This is a genomic window from Archangium sp. (assembly GCF_036277355.1).
In the GTDB taxonomy this organism is placed as follows: domain Bacteria; phylum Myxococcota; class Myxococcia; order Myxococcales; family Myxococcaceae; genus Archangium.
The window spans coordinates 116,158-135,502 of sequence record NZ_DASUNC010000019.1; the positions used below are offsets into that span (position 1 = coordinate 116,158).

General features: G+C 68.3%; 16 protein-coding genes. 11 read left to right on the forward strand and 5 right to left on the reverse strand.

Going from position 1 to position 19,345, the window contains the following annotated elements; genetic code table 11:
* The first annotated feature begins 32 nt into the window (after nucleotides 1-32).
* On the forward strand, nucleotides 33-197 hold the full coding sequence (locus VFZ09_RS05600; RefSeq protein WP_073562486.1) for a ribbon-helix-helix domain-containing protein: 165 nt from the start codon (nucleotides 33-35) through the stop codon (nucleotides 195-197).
* Here VFZ09_RS05600 and VFZ09_RS05605 read toward each other — a convergent pair.
* Nucleotides 194-1,057, reverse strand: coding sequence for a tRNA pseudouridine(38-40) synthase TruA (locus VFZ09_RS05605; protein WP_329726437.1), 864 nt, complete (start codon nucleotides 1,055-1,057; stop codon nucleotides 194-196). The genes VFZ09_RS05600 and VFZ09_RS05605 overlap by 4 nt on opposite strands.
* Nucleotides 1,058-1,136: 79 nt before the next feature.
* On the opposite strand from VFZ09_RS05605, the gene VFZ09_RS05610 reads away from it, so the two are divergent.
* From VFZ09_RS05610 to VFZ09_RS05625, 4 genes are all read left to right on the forward strand, one after another.
* Nucleotides 1,137-2,099, forward strand: coding sequence for an AgmX/PglI C-terminal domain-containing protein (locus VFZ09_RS05610; RefSeq protein WP_329726438.1), 963 nt, complete (start codon nucleotides 1,137-1,139; stop codon nucleotides 2,097-2,099).
* Nucleotides 2,100-2,167: 68 nt separating this feature from the next.
* Complete coding sequence (locus VFZ09_RS05615; protein ID WP_043395457.1) at nucleotides 2,168-2,800, forward strand: hypothetical protein; 633 nt, start codon at nucleotides 2,168-2,170, stop codon at nucleotides 2,798-2,800.
* Nucleotides 2,801-3,006: 206 nt separating this feature from the next.
* Nucleotides 3,007-4,284, forward strand: coding sequence for an ATP-dependent Clp protease ATP-binding subunit ClpX (clpX, locus tag VFZ09_RS05620; protein WP_204219198.1), 1,278 nt, complete (start codon nucleotides 3,007-3,009; stop codon nucleotides 4,282-4,284).
* A gap of 120 nt (nucleotides 4,285-4,404) precedes the next feature.
* Nucleotides 4,405-4,815, forward strand: coding sequence for an endonuclease domain-containing protein (locus VFZ09_RS05625; RefSeq protein WP_329726439.1), 411 nt, complete (start codon nucleotides 4,405-4,407; stop codon nucleotides 4,813-4,815).
* A 33-nt stretch (nucleotides 4,816-4,848) separates the two neighbouring features.
* On the opposite strand, the gene VFZ09_RS05630 is transcribed toward VFZ09_RS05625, so the two are convergent.
* Nucleotides 4,849-6,363, reverse strand: coding sequence for an Hsp70 family protein (locus tag VFZ09_RS05630; protein WP_329726440.1), 1,515 nt, complete (start codon nucleotides 6,361-6,363; stop codon nucleotides 4,849-4,851).
* A gap of 61 nt (nucleotides 6,364-6,424) precedes the next feature.
* On the reverse strand, nucleotides 6,425-8,836 hold the full coding sequence (locus tag VFZ09_RS05635) for a hypothetical protein (RefSeq protein WP_329726441.1): 2,412 nt from the start codon (nucleotides 8,834-8,836) through the stop codon (nucleotides 6,425-6,427).
* 415 nt (nucleotides 8,837-9,251) lie between these two features.
* On the opposite strand from VFZ09_RS05635, the gene VFZ09_RS05640 reads away from it, so the two are divergent.
* The 6 genes from VFZ09_RS05640 (at nucleotide 9,252) to VFZ09_RS05665 (ending at nucleotide 17,889) form a co-directional block, all read left to right on the forward strand.
* On the forward strand, nucleotides 9,252-11,534 hold the full coding sequence (locus VFZ09_RS05640) for a serine protein kinase PrkA (RefSeq protein WP_329726442.1): 2,283 nt from the start codon (nucleotides 9,252-9,254) through the stop codon (nucleotides 11,532-11,534).
* Between the two features lie 133 nt (nucleotides 11,535-11,667).
* Nucleotides 11,668-12,552, forward strand: coding sequence for a serine protease (locus VFZ09_RS05645; protein ID WP_329726443.1), 885 nt, complete (start codon nucleotides 11,668-11,670; stop codon nucleotides 12,550-12,552).
* Between the two features lie 73 nt (nucleotides 12,553-12,625).
* Nucleotides 12,626-13,093, forward strand: coding sequence for a cytidine/deoxycytidylate deaminase family protein (locus tag VFZ09_RS05650; RefSeq protein ID WP_329726444.1), 468 nt, complete (start codon nucleotides 12,626-12,628; stop codon nucleotides 13,091-13,093).
* Nucleotides 13,094-13,332: 239 nt separating this feature from the next.
* Nucleotides 13,333-14,013: a histidine kinase dimerization/phospho-acceptor domain-containing protein gene (locus VFZ09_RS05655; protein WP_329726445.1), complete on the forward strand. Its 681-nt coding sequence runs from the start codon at nucleotides 13,333-13,335 to the stop codon at nucleotides 14,011-14,013.
* 66 nt (nucleotides 14,014-14,079) lie between these two features.
* On the forward strand, nucleotides 14,080-15,513 hold the full coding sequence (gene nla6, locus VFZ09_RS05660; RefSeq protein ID WP_329726446.1) for an enhancer binding protein Nla6: 1,434 nt from the start codon (nucleotides 14,080-14,082) through the stop codon (nucleotides 15,511-15,513).
* Nucleotides 15,514-15,867: 354 nt separating this feature from the next.
* A complete protein-coding gene (locus tag VFZ09_RS05665; protein WP_329726447.1) occupies nucleotides 15,868-17,889 on the forward strand; it encodes an ArsA family ATPase in 2,022 nt (673 codons plus the stop codon).
* 145 nt (nucleotides 17,890-18,034) lie between these two features.
* On the opposite strand, the gene VFZ09_RS05670 is transcribed toward VFZ09_RS05665, so the two are convergent.
* Both VFZ09_RS05670 and VFZ09_RS05675 read right to left on the reverse strand, forming a co-directional pair.
* Entirely contained in the window at nucleotides 18,035-18,496 is a 462-nt protein-coding gene (locus VFZ09_RS05670; protein ID WP_329726448.1) for a hypothetical protein, read from the reverse strand.
* 82 nt (nucleotides 18,497-18,578) lie between these two features.
* Nucleotides 18,579-19,259, reverse strand: a complete 681-nt coding sequence (locus VFZ09_RS05675) for a tetratricopeptide repeat protein (RefSeq protein ID WP_329726449.1) — start codon at nucleotides 19,257-19,259, stop codon at nucleotides 18,579-18,581.
* Nucleotides 19,260-19,345: the final 86 nt, after the last annotated feature.

Sequence of the window (19,345 nt, forward strand, 5' to 3'; positions counted from 1 at the left end):
GACTTTGTGCGCACCTGTAGGAGACAACGCACATGGACATGAATCCTCGCCTGACCTCGGTGGTGTTCCGTCTCAACCGCGAGAAGCTCGATGCACTGAAGGAGCTGTCGCGCTCGACGAGGATCCGCCAGAGCGAGTACCTGCGGGAGGCGATCTCGGATCTGCTGACGAAGTACGAGGATCGCCTGGTGGACTAGGCGGCGGCCGCGGAGTCCGAGTCAGCCGAGAGGGAGAAGGGAGGCGCCAGGGGGAGACCCGGGGCGCGGGCCCGCTCCTCGGCGGGGAACGGATCCACGGCGGGCGGGTAGAGCACCTCCCAGAGCAGGAGTCCCTGAGCCGGGGCCTTGAGGCCGGGGATGGAGGTGCCCCTGTCGAGTGCGGAGCGGAAGAGCTCCTCGGAGAGGACGCCGGCTGCGGTGAGCAGGGTGGAGCCCACGAGGTAGCGCACCTGGTAGCGCCCGAAACCATCACCCCGGAGCCGGGCCTCGAAGAGGCCGTTGCCGAGCTCGTGGAAGGTGGCGGACTCGAGGGTGCGGGGCTTGCACAGGCTGGAGTTCTCGTGGAAGGCGCGGAAGTCGCGGCAGCCCACGGCGGCGCCGAGCAACTCCGCGACGCGCTCGGGCTTCAGCGCACGGCCCTCCAGGAGGCGGGGCTCGGCGGAGGGCTCCATGACGAAGGGCCGCCAGGGCTCGGAAGGGGTGCCACCGAGCTGGATGCGGTAGCGGTACTCCTTGCCCACGGCGCTCCACTGGGCATGGAAGCCGTCGGGCGGACGCCGGGCGACACACAGGCCGAGATCCGGCGGGACATGGGGCGGGAGCCGCTCGGACAGCATCTCCGAGGTGTAGCAGGGAGGCAGCCGGACACTGACGACCTGCATGCGGGCGTGGACGCCGCGATCGGTGCGGCCGGCGCCCATGACGGGGTAGGGGACCCCGGCCTTGCGGAGCGAGGCCTCGAGGGTCTCCTGGACGGTGGGGCCTTCGGGCTGACGCTGGTAGCCACGGAAGTGGGTGCCGCGGTACCAGATCCACAGAGCGGCGGGGGTTCTTTTCACGGAGGGTAGGGGGGAGCGAGCGGGAGGGAGTGGAAGGGGCGTTGTGGTGTCCCGTGCGGCCTGGGATACTTCCCGGCCCATGTCGGCCGCACAAGACCTCCATGATCTCGAGCGTGAACAGCTCGATTCCCAATGGCTCTACCGCCAGGGAGACCTCGTCCTCGGTCCCCTGACTGGCCACCAACTGGTGGAGAAGCTGTACGCGGGCGCGGTGACCGGGAAGACGGAGGTGTCCGCCACCGGCCCGAGCGGCTTCCGCAAGCTCGAGGAGTTGGACGCCTTCAAGCTGCACGTGTCCAAGGCGGCGGCGAAGCAGCGCGTGGAGGCGGAGGCCCGGGCGTTGCGCGCGCGGCGGATGCGCCAGCGGCTGTTCGCGGCGGCCGTGGCGGCGGTGGTGCTCGGCGGGCTCGGGGCGGGGGCGTGGCAGATCGCCCGCTACTCGTCGGTGTACCTGCCGGGCGTCGAGCGGGACGAGCTCTCCATCGAGGTGTCCACGCCGGTCATCACCGTGGCGAAGCGCTCCAGGCCCGAGGAGCTGTTCGAGTACCCCGGCGAGCCGAAGCAGCAGACGGCGGAGCGGCCTCCCAGCAAGCCCACCGAGACGGCGCCGGAGAAGCCGGAGGCCACCAGACCGGACAGCAAGCCGGAGAAGGTGGCGTCGGCGGCGGTGTCGAAGCCGGATCGCCGTCCTCCGACGGGTGGGCGCCCGGCGGGCAAGGTGATCACGGACGCGGATGGCATGTCCACGGAGGTCAACTACGACCAGGCGGCCATCAACAAGGTGGTGAAGCAGAGCCAGAGCACGCTGTACCGGTGCTTCAAGGAGGAGGCCGAGCGCCGTCCGGGCTTCGCCGCCAAGGTGCCGCTCGAGTTCACCATCGGCAACGACGGCCGGGTGGCGCAGCTGTGGGTGGACCATCCACAGCTGAAGAAGGGCCCGCTCTTCGACTGCCTGCTGACCGAGATGAAGAAGTGGCCCTTCAAGCCCTACAAGGGGGAGCGGGCGACGGTGAACCTGGCGTTCACCATCGGTAAGAAATGAGGGGCGGATGTAGGATGTAGCAGGCTGGTTTTTTGCCCCCCCGGTTTTCCTGCCCGATACAGGTGGGCATGGTGACCGCCGCAGAAATCGACATCGAGAAGAAGGCCGCCTCCGTGCCCCCGGGCACCTTCCGCCACACCGTGCTGGTGGCGGCCAAGCGCTTCAAGTCCACCTGGGCCGAGCTGGGCAAGCTCCTGGTGCAGGTGCGGGACGAGAACCTGTGGGAGGCCTGGGGGTACAACTCCTTCGAGGCGTACGCCCTGAAGGAGCTGCACATCAAGAAGCAGACGGTGCTCAAGCTCACGCGCTCGTTCAGCTTCCTGGCCAAGCACGAGGCCCCCGAGGAGGTGTCCCAGCCGGACTTCCCCGAGAAGGCGCCCCCCTTCGAGGTCATCGAGGTCCTGGCGGACGCGGAGGAGCGTGGACAGCTCTCGCCGCAGGAGTATCGTTCACTGCGTGACAGTATCTGGAACGCGGAGAAGCCGGCCAACGAGCTGAAGAAGGAGTTCGTGGAGCGCTTCCCGAAGCCGCCCCCGGAGCCGCCCCCGGAGAGCCAGCAGGTGAGGAAGCTGGCGCAGATGGCGCGGAAGCTGGCCGCCGAGGTGTCCGGGTGTCGCCGGGTACCCCACGCCATCGCTGAGCGGGCGGGCACCCTGGCCGAGGACCTGGAGGAGCTCGCTTCGGGCGTGAATGACGCCTGAACGAGTGTTACTCAACGCTGACCTCGTCCGGCGGTGCACAGCCCGCCGGTCGACACATCCGAGATGGGCTTCCTGCGGATTCAACCGGAGCCTATATTTTGTCGGACGGCTGTTCGAGACGTGGGCAGCCAGGCAACTTGGGTGTGGTGAGGGTGGTCGGCTAGGTAGGCTCCGGGGAACCGGGGTCGGTGAACTCGGAGGCGGCAGTGAAGAAGGAGCACCACGTCAACCTGTCCTGCTCGTTCTGCGGCAAGTCGCAGCGCGAGGTCCGCAAACTCATCGCGGGCCCGACGGTCTACATCTGCGACGAGTGCATCAAGCTGTGTAACGACATCATCGCGGACGAGAACGAGCGCGAGGAAGGCAAGCCGCAGGTCAGCTTGCCGACGCCGATGGAGATCAAGGCGTTCCTCGACGATTACGTCATCGGTCAGGACCAGGCGAAGAAGGTCCTCTCCGTTGCCGTCTACAACCACTACAAGCGCATCTACCAGAAGAAGCCGGCGGCACGGCCTCGACCGGGGATGAAGCCCTCGGGTTCGGAGGATGTGGAGCTCAGCAAGAGCAACATCCTGCTGGTGGGCCCCACGGGCAGCGGCAAGACGCTGCTGGCGCAGTCGCTGGCGCGCTTCCTCAACGTGCCCTTCACCATCGCGGACGCCACCAGCCTCACCGAGGCCGGCTACGTGGGTGAGGACGTCGAGAACATCATCCAGAACCTGCTCCACAACGCGGATTACGACGTGGAGAAGGCGGCGCGGGGCATCGTCTACATCGACGAGATCGACAAGATCGCGCGCAAGGGTGACACGCCGAGCGCCACGCGCGACGTGGGCGGCGAGGGCGTGCAGCAGGCGCTCCTGAAGATCATCGAGGGCACGCGGGCGAATGTGACGCCGCGGGGTGGGAAGAAGTACAACCAGCAGGAGTACGTGCAGGTTGATACGACGAACATCCTGTTCATCTGCGGCGGCGCGTTCCACGGGATTGACGGAGTGATCAAGCGCCGTGTGGGCGAGAAGGGCCTGGGGTTCGGGGCGAAGATCACCCACCGGGAAGAGCGCAGCGTGGGCGAGCTGCTGGCGATGGTCGAGCCGGAGGATCTGATGAAGTTCGGGATGATTCCCGAGTTCATCGGCCGTCTGCCGGTGGTGGCGACGCTGAACGACCTGAAGGAAGAGGATCTGATCACGATCCTCACGCAGCCGAAGAACGCGCTGATCAAGCAGTACCAGAAGCTCTTCGAGATGGAGAAGGTGAAGCTGACCTTCACGAAGGAGGCGCTGAAGGCGATCGCGAAGGAAGCGATGCGGCGCAACTCCGGAGCGCGTGGCCTGCGAGCCATCCTCGAGGACGCGATGCTGGACATCATGTACGACGTCCCGTACCGGGATGGGGTGAAGGAGTGCAAGATCACCGAGACGGTGGTGACCAAGCACGAGCCGCCCCAGCTGGTGATGGAGAAGGAAAAGAAGTCGGCATAGCCGATGCTTCTCCCGGCGGAGAAGAGCCCCCGTTGCCCACCGAGGCACGGGGGTTTTTCATTTGGATGGGCTGGAGCCAATTTCCCCTCTCCCCTCGGGAGAGGGACGGGGTGAGGGTGCGTGTACAGATCGTCCCACGGTGAACTGGATCGACTCGGGTTGCTCACGCTGTGCCGGCGGCTCCGAGCGGACACCACGGATGCCGAGTCCCTGCTGTGGCGACTGCTGCGGGCACGTCGGCTGGTGGGAGTGAAGTTCCGGCGTCAGCACCAGTTCGGCCCGTACATCCTCGACTTCTATTCACACGAGGCGAAGCTGGTGCTCGAACTGGACGGGGATGACCATGCGCAGCCGGAACAGCGGGCCCGAGACGCGGAGCGCACGGCGTTCCTGGCGTCTCACGGGCTGACGGTGCTGCGGTTCTCGAATCGGGAGGTGCTGCAGGAGACGGAGGCCGTGCTCACACGGATCTGGAACCAGATGAGCACGCACCCTCACCCCGTCCCTCTCCCGGAGGGCGAGGGGAAATAGGCGCGGAGGGAACACAGGCGCGCCAGAACCCGATCAGCTCACCCGCACCGTGGTCTTCATCTCGCGGCCGGTGGCGGGATCCCTGGCGCGCATGGTGAGGATGCCTTCCACGTTCACGTCGAAGGTGATCTCCACCTGCACCGTGCCCGCCCGCGCCGGGCGGATCCCTGAGAAGGTGAACTCTCCCAGCATGTCGTTCTTCGCGACCATCTCGTGATCGCCCTGGAAGATGCGCATGGCCAGCTCGGTCTGGTTGTCCATGCTCGTGGTGGCCACCACCTGCTTGGCGTTCGGAATCGGCGCGTTGCGTGGGAACACCGTGTGGAACGCCCCGCCCGCGCGCTCCAGGCCGATCGCCATCGGAATCACATCGAGCAGCTGCAGCTTCATGCTCGAGTTGTCCTCCAGCGACTTGGCGTACAGCGCCGCGCCCACGGCCACGGCCTCGTCCGGGTGGACGCCCTTGCTCGGCGTCTTGCCGAAGAACTTCGTCAGCCGGTCCTGCACGATGGGCATGCGCGTCTGCCCACCCACCAGCAGCACCTCGTCGATGTCCTTGGTGCTCAGCCCCGAGTCCACCAGCACCCGCGCCACCATCTGGAGCGTGCGATCCACCAGGTGGTTCGTCAGCTTCTCCAGCATCTTGCGCGTGAACTTCATCTCGATGTTCAGCGGCTGGCCCTGCGCCGTCATCGTGATGAAGGGGATGTTGAACTGCACGTCATCGCGCGCCGACAGATCGATCTTCGTGCGCTCGGCGAGGTCCTTGATGCGCTGCATGGCCACCGGATCCGTGGCCAGATCAATGCCCGTCTTCGACGCGAAGTCCGTCAGCACATGGTGGATGATGGCGTTGTCGAAGTCGATGCCGCCGAGGAACACATCACCGCCGGTGGCCTTCACCTCGAAGACGCGATCGCGGATCTCGATGATCGACACGTCGAAGGTGCCGCCGCCCAGGTCGTAGACGAGCACCTTCTTGTTCACGCCCTTGCCGGCGCCGTAGGCCAGGGCCGCGGCGGTGGGCTCGTTGATGATGCGCACCACCTCGAGGTCGATGAGCTTGCCCGCCTCCTTCACCGTCTGGCGCTGCCGGTCGTTGAAGTAGGCCGGCACCGTGACGACCGCGCGCTTGATGGGCGTCTTGAGGTAGTTGGCGGCGACGTCACGGATCTTGTTGAGGATCTTGGCGCTGATCTCCTGGAGGGAGAACTCCTTCTTGCCCACGTCCAGGACGACGTCGTTCTTCTTGCCGGGGCGCACCGAGTACGCCACGACCTTCTTCATCGCGTCGACGATGTCGCTCTTGTAGGTGCGGCCGACGAGGCGCTTGGAGCCGTAGATGGTGTTCTTCGGGTTGAGCTGCCACTGGCGCTTGGCCTCGTAGCCGATCAACTCGTTGCCCTTGTCGTCGATCGCGAAGATGGAGGGGATGGTGTACTCGCCGCCCTTGTAGGGGATGAGCTTCACGTTCCCACCGTCCTCGACGATCGCGGCGCACGAGTTGGTCGTGCCGAGGTCGATGCCGATGATGGGATCCTTGTGCATCTCGCGTGAACTCCGAAGAAAAGGGGGGCTCGGCTTATCAACTCGCGAGGTTAGTGCAACTTCACGGTGCTCGCGAGCGGGAGTAGGCGTCCAGCACGACGGGAAGCTGGAGCAGATTCGCCCCCGGAGCATCCAGGAGACCCTCGGCCGACACCCCCGCGGCCAGGCGCAGTGCCGTCACCTCCAGGGACACCCCGCTCTCCGCCGCGGGATCCGCACCGGCCCCGGCGGGCGAGTCCGGCACCTGGAGGGCTCCTCCGCCCGCGACCAGCGCGAAGAACACCACGTGCCGCCCCTGGGCGCCGGTGAGCGTCACCCGGGCGAGCCCCGCGCCCGCTCCGGCCAGGGCATTCCAGCTCGTCGCCGAGGGGGTGAGGGTGCGGCTCGCGGGGGTGTAGGCGGCGGTGGGCACGGGCAGGAAGGCGGGCACGGAGACGCGGGTGGGGAGCGACGCCGCGCGGACGATGCTCCCGCTGACGGAGGCCCCCGAGGTAGCGGACGTCGCGAACACCCACACTCCGGGTGAGCCCGCCTCCGCCCCGCCGTACGGGGCACCACTGCGCAGCAGTACCGGCGGGACGGGCCGGGTCCCATCCGGCTGGGCCGCTCCGGCCGTCTGGGAGGCGAGCCCCACGGGCATGAGCCCCGCCTCGGAGGACATCTCCACGGCGGCGACCACGGCCGTGTCGAACCCGGAGGGCAGGTGGGGGATCACCACCTCCGTGCGGCGGAGCTGCTCGCGGCGGGGGCGGTGGGTGAGGCCGGTGAAGCGGCTGTAGGCCGGGAGATCCTCGCTGCCCGTGCAGCGCGTGGTGTCCGAGCACAGACCATCCCCATCGAGATCCGTGTCGTCCGGCGCGTAGGACAGGTGGGTGATGGGGGTGAAGGCCTGGAGGGCGTAGTCCATCGCGCCGGTGTAGGCGAGCAGGTCCGTGGCGCGGAGGTTCGTGGCCCGGGAGAGCGGCAGCTTGCCGGCGAAGGCCACCGCGGTGCGTCGTCCGGCCTGTCCCAGTCCGTACGAGCGCGCCTTGAGCTCCGTGTTCCCCGCCAGCCCGAGGGACGCGTACGCCACCACGCTACCGGGAACGGGGACGCGCTGGGTGAGGCCGGGGAGGGGAACGAGGAAGGTCTCCCCGAAGAGGTTGGAGAGGTCCACCGCCGTCGGATCCCCGGCGGACAGCACCGAGACACCGAGCGAGAGCTCGCCGGAGGAATGCACCTCGTTGAAGCTGATGCCCGCGTTGAAGCCGGCGGCGCCATGGACGGGGTTCTCCCCGAGCGGCAACAGCACGTCGCGCGCGGGCGTGGCGACCACGGAGACGCGGTCATACCGGGGGCGCCCGTCCGCTCGCAGCTCGCCCGAGGCGGCGGAGAAGCTGGCGGTGGCGCCCGTGAAACCAGGGAAGAGGGCCACGCCGGCCGCATCCGTCGTCACCGTGACGGGAGCGGGGCAGGGACCGGAAGCGGGAGGCGCGTCACAGCCGAGCACCTCGGCCCCAGCGAGCGGGCGCCGGGAGGCCGCGTCCACCACGATGAGCCGCCGGCCGCTCTCCAGGACGGGCAGCACGGTGAGGGTGGCCTCCTGGGGAGACACCGCCGCGCCCACGGGCCTGGCCTGCACGCGCACCGTTCCAGCGGACACGGCCGTCACCAGGCCCGAGGACGACACCGTCACCGCGCTGCTCGGCGAGCCGCTCGCGTCCACCGCGGAGAAGCTGCCCGTCGAGAGCGGGAAGCTGGCACCGTCCAGTGTGAAGGCCACCAGCGAGAGCTGTGCGGTATCCCCCACCACGAGCGTGAGCACGCGGGGGCTCAGGGCGATGGAGACGATATTGGCCACCGGGGGCGGGGAGCGGCAGGTGCCATCCGTGCAGGCCTGGCCCGAGGCACAGTCCGCATGTCCCCGGCAGCCGCCCGGAACGCACCGGCTCGCCACACAGGTGAAGCCCGGGGCGCACTCACTGCCGTCCGTGCACACGGAGCCCGGCTGGCAGTGCGAGTCCCGGCAGTACGCGGCGCCGGAGCAGTCCGTGTCCAACAGGCAGCGCGGCAGCTCCTGGCAGATCTTCGTCGCGCAGTCGAAGCCCGGGGGACAGGTGGACGAAGTAAACGCCCGGCACTCGGTGTTGGGGCCACATTCCGCGGTGGAGCCACAGGCCTGGTACTCGAGGCAGCGGCCCGCGGTGGCGCTGGTGCAGTACTGGCCCGAGGGGCAGTCGGCCTGAGTGGTGCATCCGGCACGGGCACACGTCCCGGCCTCGCAGATGAAGCCCGCGCCGCAGAGCTGATCATTCAGGCACTGGCGCAGACAGTCGCCCGCCCGGCAGACGTACAGCAGCGAGGCCACGCGCGGATCCACCCCGGGAGCACAATCCGTGGCCTGGACGCAGGGGGCCTGACACACGCCCTGGACCACCTCGCAGCGCTGTCCGGCCGGGCAGTCGGCGGCCGAGGTACACGCGGCGGCCGTCACACACCGGCCCTCCCGGCAGGACTGGTTGGCGGCACAGGCCGCGTCCGAGCCACACTGGCAACGGCCCTCCGTGCAGGCGAAGCCCTCGGCGCAGTCCGTGGCCTGGGTGCACTCGGGACGGGGAGCGCACGAGCCCCCCGCGCAGACCTGCCGGCTGCCACATTCGGTGTCGTCAAGGCAGATCGGACCACAACCGCCCAGGCGGCACCGGCCGGCGGGACAATCCGAGTCCGTGTCGCACGGCGTCGTCGAGGTAGGTGAGCAGGCGGAGAGCACTGCCAACAACACAACGGAAAGAACAGCCCTGGACATCCCGCTCTCCGAGGGGAAAGTTCCCGGGGGTTCCGCGCGACATGGCGGCGACCGTCCGGTGTGGTTAGTGGGTTCCTGAACTACAGCACAGAGGAGTCATCCCGTGGAAGCCAAGCGATACCTGCAGGAAGTGGGCGCCCAGGTGTCCGACGACTTCGTGAAGAACCGCTCCATCCTGTCCTTCGAGGAGTACGTCACGCTCTTCATGAGCGACCCACGGGGACAGTCGCGCAATGCCGCCCAATACCTGCGCGACGTGATGGACCATTACGGCACGGAGACGGTGTCGCACCCCACGGGGAAGATCCGCCGCTTCAAGGTCTTCGACGTGCCCGCCAGCGACCGGGATGGCCGGGTCGGTGTCGCAGGCCAGGAGGAGGTGCAGAACGCCATCTACCGGCTGCTCGGCAACTTCACGCGCGCCGGCCGCATCAACAAGCTGATCATGCTGCACGGCCCCAACGGCAGCGCGAAGTCCACGCTCGTCAACGCGCTCAAGGCCGGCATGGAGGACTACTCGCGCCAGCCCCAGGGGGCCCTCTACCGCATCAGCTGGATCTTCCCCTCGGAGAAGCTCGTCAAGGGCTCCATCGGCTTCGGCGGTGAGCAGCGCGCGGCGGCCACGGCCGCGGCGGCGGCCGCGGGTGGAGACCTGTCCACCTACGCGCATCTGGACGCCGAGTCCATCGACGTACGCATCCCCTGCGAGCTGCGCGACCACCCGCTCTTCGTCGTCCCGCCCTCCGAGCGCCAGCGCCTGCTCGAGGGCGCGCTGAAGAAGAAGGGCCTGGGCAACGGAGACGGGCAGGGTGACAGCGACTTCGTGCTTTCCGACTACATGGTGCACGGGGAGCTGTGCCACAAGTGTCGCAGCATCTACACGGCGCTGCTGGCCAACTACAAGGGCGACTACCTCCAGGTGCTGCGCCACGTGCGCGTCGAGCGCTTCTACATCTCGCGCCGCTACCAGGTGGGCACGGTGACGGTGGAGCCGCAGATGAGCGTGGACGCCATGTACCAGCAGGTGACGGCGGACCGCACGCAGCTCAACGTCCCGCCCGCGCTCCACAACGTGGCCCTCTTCGAGCCCCACGGCCCGCTGGTGCACGCCAACCGGGGCCTCATCGAGTACTCGGATCTGCTCAAGCGCCCGCTGGAGGCCTTCAAGTACCTGCTGGGCTTCAGCGAGACGTCCCAGGTGCCCCTGGAGCACTTCGTGTTGCAGCTCGACGAGGTGCTCATCGCCTCGTCCAACGAGAAGCACCTGGGCGCCTTCAAGGAGCTGCCGGACTTCGCCTCCTTCAAGGGCCGCATCGAGCTGGTGCGCGTGCCCTACCTGCGCCGCTTCAAGCAGGAGCAGCAGGTCTACGACGCTCAAATCACTCCGACCACCGTGGGCAAGCACGTGGCCCCGCACGCCACCGAGGTGGCCGCCATGTGGGCCGTGCTCACGCGCCTCAAGAAGCCGATTCCCGATCGCTACCCGCCCGAGGTGAAGGAGCTGGTGGATCAGGTGACGCCGGTGGAGAAGATGCACCTGTACGAGGAGGGCGTGGTGCCGGACAGGCTCAGCCTCTCGCACGGCAAGGAGCTGCGCAAGCTGCGCACGGACATGTACGAGGAGTCCGACGCCTACCCCAACTACGAGGGCCGCAGCGGCGGCAGCGCCCGGGAGATCAAGACGGCGCTCTTCAACGCCGCGCAGAACCCCGACTACAAGTGCCTCAACGCGCTGGCGGTGCTCGAGGAGCTCGAGGCCATCTGCAAGGACAAGAGCGTCTACGAGTTCCTCCTGCAGGAGGTGGTGGACGGCTACCACGACCACGAGGAGTTCGTGCGCGCGGTGGAGGCCGAGTACCTCGACCGGGTGGACGAGGAGGTGCGCGAGTCCATGGGGCTCGTCTCCGAGGGCCAGTACCGCGAGCTGGTGGAGCGCTACGTCTACAACGTGAGCCACTGGGTGAAGAACGAGAAGGTCCGCAACCGCATCACCGGTTCCATGGAGCGTCCGGACGAGCAGCGCATGGCGGAACTGGAAGCCATCGTCATGCCGAGGGGCGAGGATCCGGGCGAGTACCGCCGCGGGCTCATCTCGCAGATCGGCGCGCACAAGCTGGACAATCCGGAGGCGGAGATGGACTACCCGCGCATCTTCCCGGACATGTTCCGCCGCCTGCGCGACCACTACTTCGAGGAGCGCAAGCGCGTGCTGCGCCGCAACAAGGAGAACGTCCTCAAGTACCTCTCCGAGGAGCGCGGCAGCCTGTCCTCGCGCGAGCAGGCCCAGGTGGAGAGCACCCTCAAGACAATGCACGAGCGCTACGGCTACTGCGAGCACTGCGCCAAGGACGCCATCCTCTTCCTCATGAAGAAGCGCTACGGCTGATGCTCGGAAGCAGCCGGGGGAGCGGGCGCCCGGCCGCCGCGATGCTTCCAGAAATCGCGTGACAGCGGGGATGATGGGGACTCTTTAAAGGTTGAGGGGTTTTGTTCCCTCCACCTCCCTGCTCGGAGCGTCGATGAACCGTTTCTCCCTGGGCCTGCCCGCCCTCTTCGCCGTGCTCTCCTGCGCCGCCGCCCCGACTCCCCCGCTCCCCCAGATGGCGGGCACGGGCGGGGCGGGTGGCTCGCCGGTGGTGATGAATCAGGTGGGCGCCTTGACTCCCCGGCCCACGCGCAAGGAGCAGGTGAAGCGGATCCTCCCCCACAACGTCCGGCTCTCCATCCTCGAGGACGGCAAGGCCCGGCGCACCGCCTCGGGCGTGATCATCGGCAACGAGCAGACGCCCGAGGGGCTCGTCAGCTACGTCATCACCAACGCGCACGCGGTGGAGATGGACGATCTGAAGAACCCGCACCTCGTCGCCATCGTGGACGATCGCGCCAACTCCACCGAGTACACGGCGCACGTGGTGGCCACGGGCGTGGTGCCGGACATGGACCTGGCGCTGCTCAAGGTGCCGGGCCTGTCGCTGCGGCCCGCGCGGCTCGCCACGGACTCGGAGCTGGAGCTGGGCGATGACGTGGTGGTGGCCGCCTCGCCCTTCGGCCGGGCCCTGTCGCTCTCCGGCGGCATGGTGTCCCAGGTGGAGTGGGACAAGGAGAGCAAGACGCCGCGCATGGTGAAGACGGACGCGGCCATCGGCTATGGCGCTTCCGGCGGCGGCATCTTCAGCCTCGAGTCCGGCAAGCTGCTCGCCATCGTCGAGGGCTACCGCACCGCCAAGGTGGGCTTCGCCGTGGCCGAGCAGAACTTCAGCTTCGACGTCCCCATGCCCGGCGAGACCTTCGCCGCCCCCAGCGCCAAGGTGCGCCTCTTCCTCCAGCAGAAGGGCTTTGGCCGGTTGCTCGCCGACAACGCGGCGGGCTCGGGTACAGGCGGCTCGCAGACGGCCAGCCGCTGAGCCTCGCGCCTCCGGCCGGAAATTCGACTGCGGGCCCCACCACGGTACATCCGCCGGAGGAGGGGAGGCTCGCATGGGCAACGACCGGAGCTCGTGGGATCAGTACTTCATGGACATCGCGCGTCAGGTGGCCAGCCGCGCCACCTGCGATCGCAAGCACGTGGGGGCGCTCCTGGTGCGCGACAGGACCATCCTCTCCACCGGCTACAACGGCTCCATCCGTGGCCTGCCCCACTGCAGCGACGTGGGCCATATGATGGAAAACGGACACTGTGTGGCCACCGTCCACGCCGAGGCCAACGCCATCATCCAGGCGGCCAAGAATGGCGTTCGCATCGACAGCGAGCGGGACAAGCCCACCACGCTCTACACCACCGCCAGCCCGTGCTGGCCGTGCTTCAAGCTGATCGCGAACGCGGGCGTGCAGCGCATCGTCTACGGCGAGTTCTACCGTGATCCGCGCATCTTCGAGTACGCGGGCCGGCTGAACATCGAACTCGTGGGGCCGGGCCCCGCGGAGCAGCAGCCGAGCGGGCGCTGATCATTCCCCGCACACTGTTGGCCGGTACACGAACGGAGCGTGGACTCGAACTCCAGTACGAGTGAAGCGTCTTGTTCGGGACATCCAGACAGCCGAGTGGCCGACGGTTCGTTGTGGGAATTCCTCGCAGCCAGCAAGAATTACCGCCCCAGGGTTGACGGTACTTGGGCGGCTCCCTAAATCCTCGCAGCGACAGGGCGGCGGGAATGAAGGGCGCCGGTCAATCTCTAGGAGCTTTCGTGATTACCTCCACGGCTGCGAGCAGCAGTGCGCCCTCGGTGCGCGAAGGGGCGGACCCGGTGGTGGATGCCGCACGGTACGGTGCGGTGCCCTCGCTGATGGACAGCCTCTTGCATGATGTGCGCAACCCCTTGAATGCACTCTCCATCCACTTGGAGGTGCTGTCCGAGAAGTTGAAGGGGGAGACGGGCCAGGTCCCGCCCTCGCAGGAGAAGAACCTCAAGGCCATGCGCGATCAGATCCAGCGCGTGGATGGGATTCTCCGGCGCTTCGCCGAGTTCATCGTGAACCGCCCGGGTGCGCCCGGTGACGCGGACCTGTCGGAGACGGTGACGCGCGCCCTGGAGGTGTTGGCGCACGAGAGCCGCAAGCGGCGCCTCCAGGTGCGGCAGAACATCTCCACCGGGGTGCGGGCGCGGCTGTCGGACACCGGCGAGCTGGGCTTCCTGGTGGTGCAGGCGCTGATGAGGGCCTATGGCCGCTCGGAGCAGGGCGCGGACGTCCTGGTGGCGGTGCGCACCGAGGAGTCCCGGGCCGTGCTCGAGGTGGTGGATGCCACGTCTTCCCCCGCGGAGACCGCCCCGGAGGCGGCCGCCGCCCTGGAGCTGCGGTGTGCGCAGCTCGGCGTGGAGCTGCAGCTTCGCGCGGGGACGTGCCGGCTTTCCTTCCCGCTCGTCTGATCCAGACCGGGCGGTCGCGGCAACCTTTCCTTTACACGAGTTGTTCTGATGTCTGGAGGTACTCACGTGGGCAGCGCGCGAATTCTGGCCGTGGACGACGAGCGCGATACGTGCGAGGCGCTGGCGGAGATGTTGACCGCCTGGGGCCACAAGGTCGAGACCGCGTTCGACGCACACGACGCTCTGCGCAAGGCGGGCGAGTTCCGCCCGGACGTGGTCCTGTCCGACCTGGCCATGCCGGAAACCGACGGTCTCGGCTTGTTGCGCGCCCTGCGCGATGAGCTGCCGGACTGCCCGGTGGTGCTCCTCACCGGCCATGGCACCATCACCGCCGCGGTGGAGGCCATCCGCGAGGGTGCCTATGACTTCATCGTCAAGCCGCTCGACACCGCGCGGCTGAAGGTCTGCATCGACCGGGCGCTGGAGAAGAAGGAGACCATGCGCGAGGTGCAGGGCCTGCGCCGGCGCCTCAAGCAGCTCGGCTCCTCGGACTTCATCGGCCAGTCGGCGAACATGCGCAAGGTGTTCGAGCTGATCGAAAAGGTGGCCCCCTCCAAGGCGAGCGTGGCCATCTCCGGCGAGTCCGGTACGGGCAAGGAGGTGGTGGCGCGCTCCATCCACAACCTGTCCCAGCGCCGCGACAAGCCCTTCGTCGCCATCAACTGCGCCTCCATCCCCGCCACCCTGATCGAGTCCGAAATCTTCGGCCACGAGAAGGGCGCCTTCACGGGCGCGGATCAGCGCCGGCCCGGCGTCTTCGAGCTGGCCCACGGCGGCACGCTCTTCCTGGACGAGCTCGGTGAGATTCCCATCGAGCTGCAGGCCAAGCTGCTGCGCGTGCTCGAGGAAGGGAAGCTGCGGCGGCTGGGCGGCAAGGTGGAGCTCGAGGTGGACGTGCGTGTGCTGTGCGCCACCAACCGCGATCTCAAGAAGGAGATCGAGGCCAAGCGCTTCCGCGAGGATCTCTACTTCCGCCTCAACGTCTTCCAGATCCAGCTGCCGCCCCTGCGCGAGCGCCGCGACGACGTGCCCATCCTGGTGCAGCACTTCGTGGAGAAGTTCCGCGGGGACTCGGCCAAGCGCGTGACGGGCGTGCACCCGGACGCCATGGAGACGCTCAAGAACCACGAGTGGCCGGGCAACATCCGCGAGCTGCGCAACGCCGTGGAGCGCGCCGTCATCCTCTGCGACGGCGAGCTCATCATGCGCGAGCACCTGCCTCCCGACATGGCGGGCAAGAGCCCGGAGCGCCACACCTTCCGCCTGCCCTACGGCCTGTCGCTCGACGCGGTGGAGCGCGAGTACATCCTCGGCAGCCTCCAGCGCAACGGGAACAACAAGGCCCGGACGGCCGAGGTGCTCGGGGTGAGCGAGAAGACGCTCTACAACAAGCTCAACCGGTACGCGGCCGAGGCCCGTCAGCAGGGCGGCAAGGAGCAGGGCAACACCCTGTCCGGCCATGGCGGCCCGTCGCTGGGCAGCACTCCGGAAATCCGCTGATCGCCGTCCCACCGCCGCCTACCTACTCCGGCGGAACCCGGCCCGGAGCCGACCTTTGCGGTTGGCCTGGGCTGCACTCCCGGTCCACGTCCAGAGACCGGGAGAGCGGGCGCCAGGGCGCATGTTCCGTATGAGAACGAGGCCTGACGCGGTGCGCGAAGCACAGGGTGGGATACCCCGTCTTCGCTTGACTCACAGGGTCACTGCGGGCGATCCTTCTGGTACACACACCCACGGGGTAACCGGTGCCACAGCTCCCTACTCAGGAGCACCTCCGGTGTGCCCTCTCCGCGGTTGTCCAGAATAGGACGGAGACCGGCCACGCCCGTGGGCGTCAAGGAAGGCCACGTTTTCATGAGCGACGCGCGAGTTCTTCACTTCTTCGGGGGCAAGGGCGGGGTGGGCAAGACCACACTCGCGGCGGCGTACGCGCTGCGGCTCGCGGATGAAGCGCCCAAGGAGAAGGTGCTGCTCGTCTCGTTGGATCCGGTGAGGTCGCTGTCGGATCTGCTGCAGAAGAAGCTGTCGGCGAAGCCGGTGAAGGTGGAGGAGGACGAGGCCGCGGCCGCGAAGGAAGCGAAGCCGGAGCCCAAGGGCAAGGGCAAGGCGGCGAAGGCCACCAAGGCGGACGGGGGCGTGTGGGCGATGGAGGTGGAGCCCGCCGCGCTGGCCAAGGGATTCCTGGCGAAGTACGTGCCGGCGCTGCAGAAGGCGGCGGTGAAGGGCCAGCACCTGACGGAGGAGGATCTGGGCAAGCTGTACGGCCAGGCCACCCCGGGGCTGGAGGAGCTGCTGGGCCTGCTGCACGTGGTGGAGCTGGCCGAGAGCGGCGAGTTCGATCGGGTGGTGGTGGACACGGCGCCCACGAGCCACACGCTGCGTCTGCTCGACATGCCGGTGGGGCTGCGCAAGTTCCTGGGCATCGTGAAGGCGGGGGCGGAGCGGGCCGCGGGCAAGGGCAAGAAGGCGGCGGCCCCGTCCGAGGAGCAGCTGTTCCTCGAGGAGTTCGCGGCCAAGGCGGAGAAGCTGCTGGCGCATCTGAAGGATCCGGCGCGCTCGGCCTTCCATCTGGTGACGCTGGCCGAGCCGGTGCCCGAGGCGCAGACGCGCATGTACTTCACGCAGCTGCGTGAGCGGGGCATTCCGGTGGTGGAGGTGGTGGTCAACCAGGTGGAGGACAAGGAAGGCTGTACGGCCTGCCTGGGCCGCCGCGGGCTACAAGCGCCTCATGTGCGCAAGTACCAGGCGCTGGACAAGAACGTCCCGGTGCACCTGGTGCTCAAGCGCGAGGTGGCGCCACGAGGCCTGGAGCTGCTCAAGCCCTTCGCCAAGGAGTGGGCGAGCGGCAAGGAGACGAAGACGATGGAGTTCGCCGCGTCCGAGGGTCCTCCGGCCCTGGTGCGCGCTCCGTCGATGCCGCCGATCGCGGCGCCGCCGCTGCCTCCCACGCGGTTGATCTTCTTCGTGGGTCAGGGCGGGGTGGGGAAGAGCTCGTGCGCGGCGGCCGCGGCGGTGACGCTGACGGAGAAGGAGGGGCCGGTGCTCCTCATCTCGACGGATCCGGCGCACTCGCTGTCGGACGTGCTGCAGAGCCGGCTGACGGACGTGGAGACGCAGGTCAAGGGCACCAAGGGCCTGTACGCGCGCGAGCTGGACATGGCGGGTTGGTTCGGCAACCTGCGCAAGCGCTGGAAGGAGAAGGCGGAGAAGGCCTTCGAGGGCGCGCCGAAGACGGGCAACGAGGTGCCGACGGATCTGCTGCTGTTCCGCAACCTGCTGGACGCGGCGCCTCCGGGCATCGACGAGCTGGCGGCGATGTCGTGCCTGACGGACGCGCTGGTGCAGGAGCGCTTCAAGCGGATCGTGGTGGACGGGGCGCCCATGGTGAGCTCCATGCGCGTGGTGGAGCTGGCGGACACGGCGAAGGCCTGGTTCACGGCGCTGCACGGGGTGCTGTCCAAGTACAAGTCCAAGGGCCTGGGCGAGCTGGCCGACGACATGGCGGCGTTCCTCAAGCACATCAAGCGCTTCGAGGACGCGCTGGCCTCGCCGAACGAGTCGCGCTTCGTGGTGGTGACGCGGGGTGAGGAGCTGGCGGCGGCGCGCAGCGAGCGGCTGGTGGAGTACCTGAAGGAGCGCAAGCTGCAGGTGGAGCGCGTGCTGGTGAACCGGGTGGGTCCGAAGGCGGACTGCCCGAAGTGCGAGAACCGGCGGAAGAACGAGCTCAACGCGGCGAAGGTGATCGAGAAGAAGATCGGCCTGCCCGTGACGGTGGCGCCCGCGCTGGGCCGTCATCCGGCGGGTCTGCGCGAGCTGAAGGCCTTCCGGACGGCCTGGTACGCCCTGAGCGCCACGGCGAAGACGAAGGCGGCCTGAGAGCAAGAGGCTGACGGAGGAACCATCCTCTCCGCTGTGCACCCCCTGCCTCGCCCTCCGGGAGAGGGTCGGGGTGAGGGTATCAGGACCCCAGGTTGTACCCCTGCCTACTCCCTCTCCCTCTGGGAGAGGGTTGGGGTGAGGGTCACCACGCGCCCAACCGTGGCAGACGCGGAAGCACCCGAGGCAACTGATACCTGAGCCGTTCCGCGAGCTCCCGAGCGGGCACGAACCGCTCCGTACGAGCCACCCCCACGCCGCGCTCGAGGCGCACGGCGAGGGCGGGCCCCGCGAGCATCAGACACAGCGCGGGGACGATGCACAGCCCGAGCGGCACGAACGTCGCGAGCACCAATCCGAACACACGGCGAACCGGCGAAGCGGCCATCGCGGGCGAGCGCGAGAGCGCGCCCAGACAACCCGCGAACACGGCCCCACCCAGGAGCCCGAGAATCACGGCCAGCCCCCAGCTGGCGCCACCGAGCACCGTGCCGAGCACGGGCTCGACGAGCCCCGGGGACGAAGCCGCGAGCAGGAGGGCGAACAGGAACGGGGTGCTCGCCACGACAGCCACCAATCCCCACTGATGCCCCGCGAGTCGCACCATTCCCCGTCACCTCCTGGAGGGAGGGTGAGCAGGGGGCGCTCGACCGCCAAGTCCCCGGGGGTGGCTCCGAGGGCAATCCGTCCTAGGCTTCGCACTCGGACGGAGAGTCCTGGAACGCTCCCAACTCCTCGAACTCCAGCACTCCACGCGTGCTCATCTGCCCCTTGAGGGGCTTGCGTCCCGGGAAGGTCAGCGTGATGGAGCGTCCCTTCACGGTGTACGTGCCGGCCTGCTCCTCGGTGCGGGTGGGGTCCTCGACGATGCGGCGCCAGAGCACGACGCGCTTGCCATCGGGGAAGGTGAGCCGGCGGGTGGAGCCGTAGACGCCCTCACCGGGGGAGAACCAGGTGACGCGGCGGAGGAGCTCGGGGACATCGGCCTGGCGCGAGGGCGAGCGGCCCAGCAGCTTCTGCCAACCGAGGGTGTCGCGGATGGGATCCAGGTCCGCGTCCTGCCTGGCGCGGGCGAGCCGGCGGGGATCCAACTGGATGGAGGTGTTGAGCCGCTCGAGGATCGTCTGCCGGTGGGCGGAGTAGGGGCAGATCTGCCCCTGCTTGCGCAGCACGCCCAGGGTGGCGGCGACGTTGTAGTGGGCGAGGGCGAGCTTGGGATCGGCCTGGGCGGCGGCCTCGAACTTCTCGAGGGCTTCGGGGTACTTGCCGGCCTGGTAGAGGCGGAAACCCTCGGTGTTGAGGGCGCGGGCCGACTGGGCGGCCGAGGGGGTGGCGAGGACGAGGGCGAGCAGGAGCAGCAGGCGGTACATGACACTCCGACGGGCGGAAGGGAGGGGGGATTCTACGCACCGCGTAACGGGTTGCGCGTTGTAAAGGCCCACGGGCAGGTGATAGG

Excerpts from the sequence above, each read along its gene's own strand:
- VFZ09_RS05665 (WP_329726447.1), top strand. The coding sequence starts at position 15,868 with ATGAGCGACGCGCGAGTTCTTCACTTCTTCGGGGGCAAGGGCGGGGTG.
- VFZ09_RS05610 (WP_329726438.1), top strand. The coding sequence starts at position 1,137 with ATGTCGGCCGCACAAGACCTCCATGATCTCGAGCGTGAACAGCTCGAT.
- VFZ09_RS05630 (WP_329726440.1), bottom strand. The coding sequence starts at position 6,363 with ATGCACAAGGATCCCATCATCGGCATCGACCTCGGCACGACCAACTCG.
- VFZ09_RS05670 (WP_329726448.1), bottom strand. The coding sequence starts at position 18,496 with ATGGTGCGACTCGCGGGGCATCAGTGGGGATTGGTGGCTGTCGTGGCG.
- VFZ09_RS05650 (WP_329726444.1), top strand. The coding sequence starts at position 12,626 with ATGGGCAACGACCGGAGCTCGTGGGATCAGTACTTCATGGACATCGCG.
- VFZ09_RS05645 (WP_329726443.1), top strand. The coding sequence starts at position 11,668 with ATGAACCGTTTCTCCCTGGGCCTGCCCGCCCTCTTCGCCGTGCTCTCC.
- VFZ09_RS05615 (WP_043395457.1), top strand. The coding sequence starts at position 2,168 with ATGGTGACCGCCGCAGAAATCGACATCGAGAAGAAGGCCGCCTCCGTG.
- VFZ09_RS05675 (WP_329726449.1), bottom strand. The coding sequence starts at position 19,259 with ATGTACCGCCTGCTGCTCCTGCTCGCCCTCGTCCTCGCCACCCCCTCG.
- VFZ09_RS05600 (WP_073562486.1), top strand. The coding sequence starts at position 33 with ATGGACATGAATCCTCGCCTGACCTCGGTGGTGTTCCGTCTCAACCGC.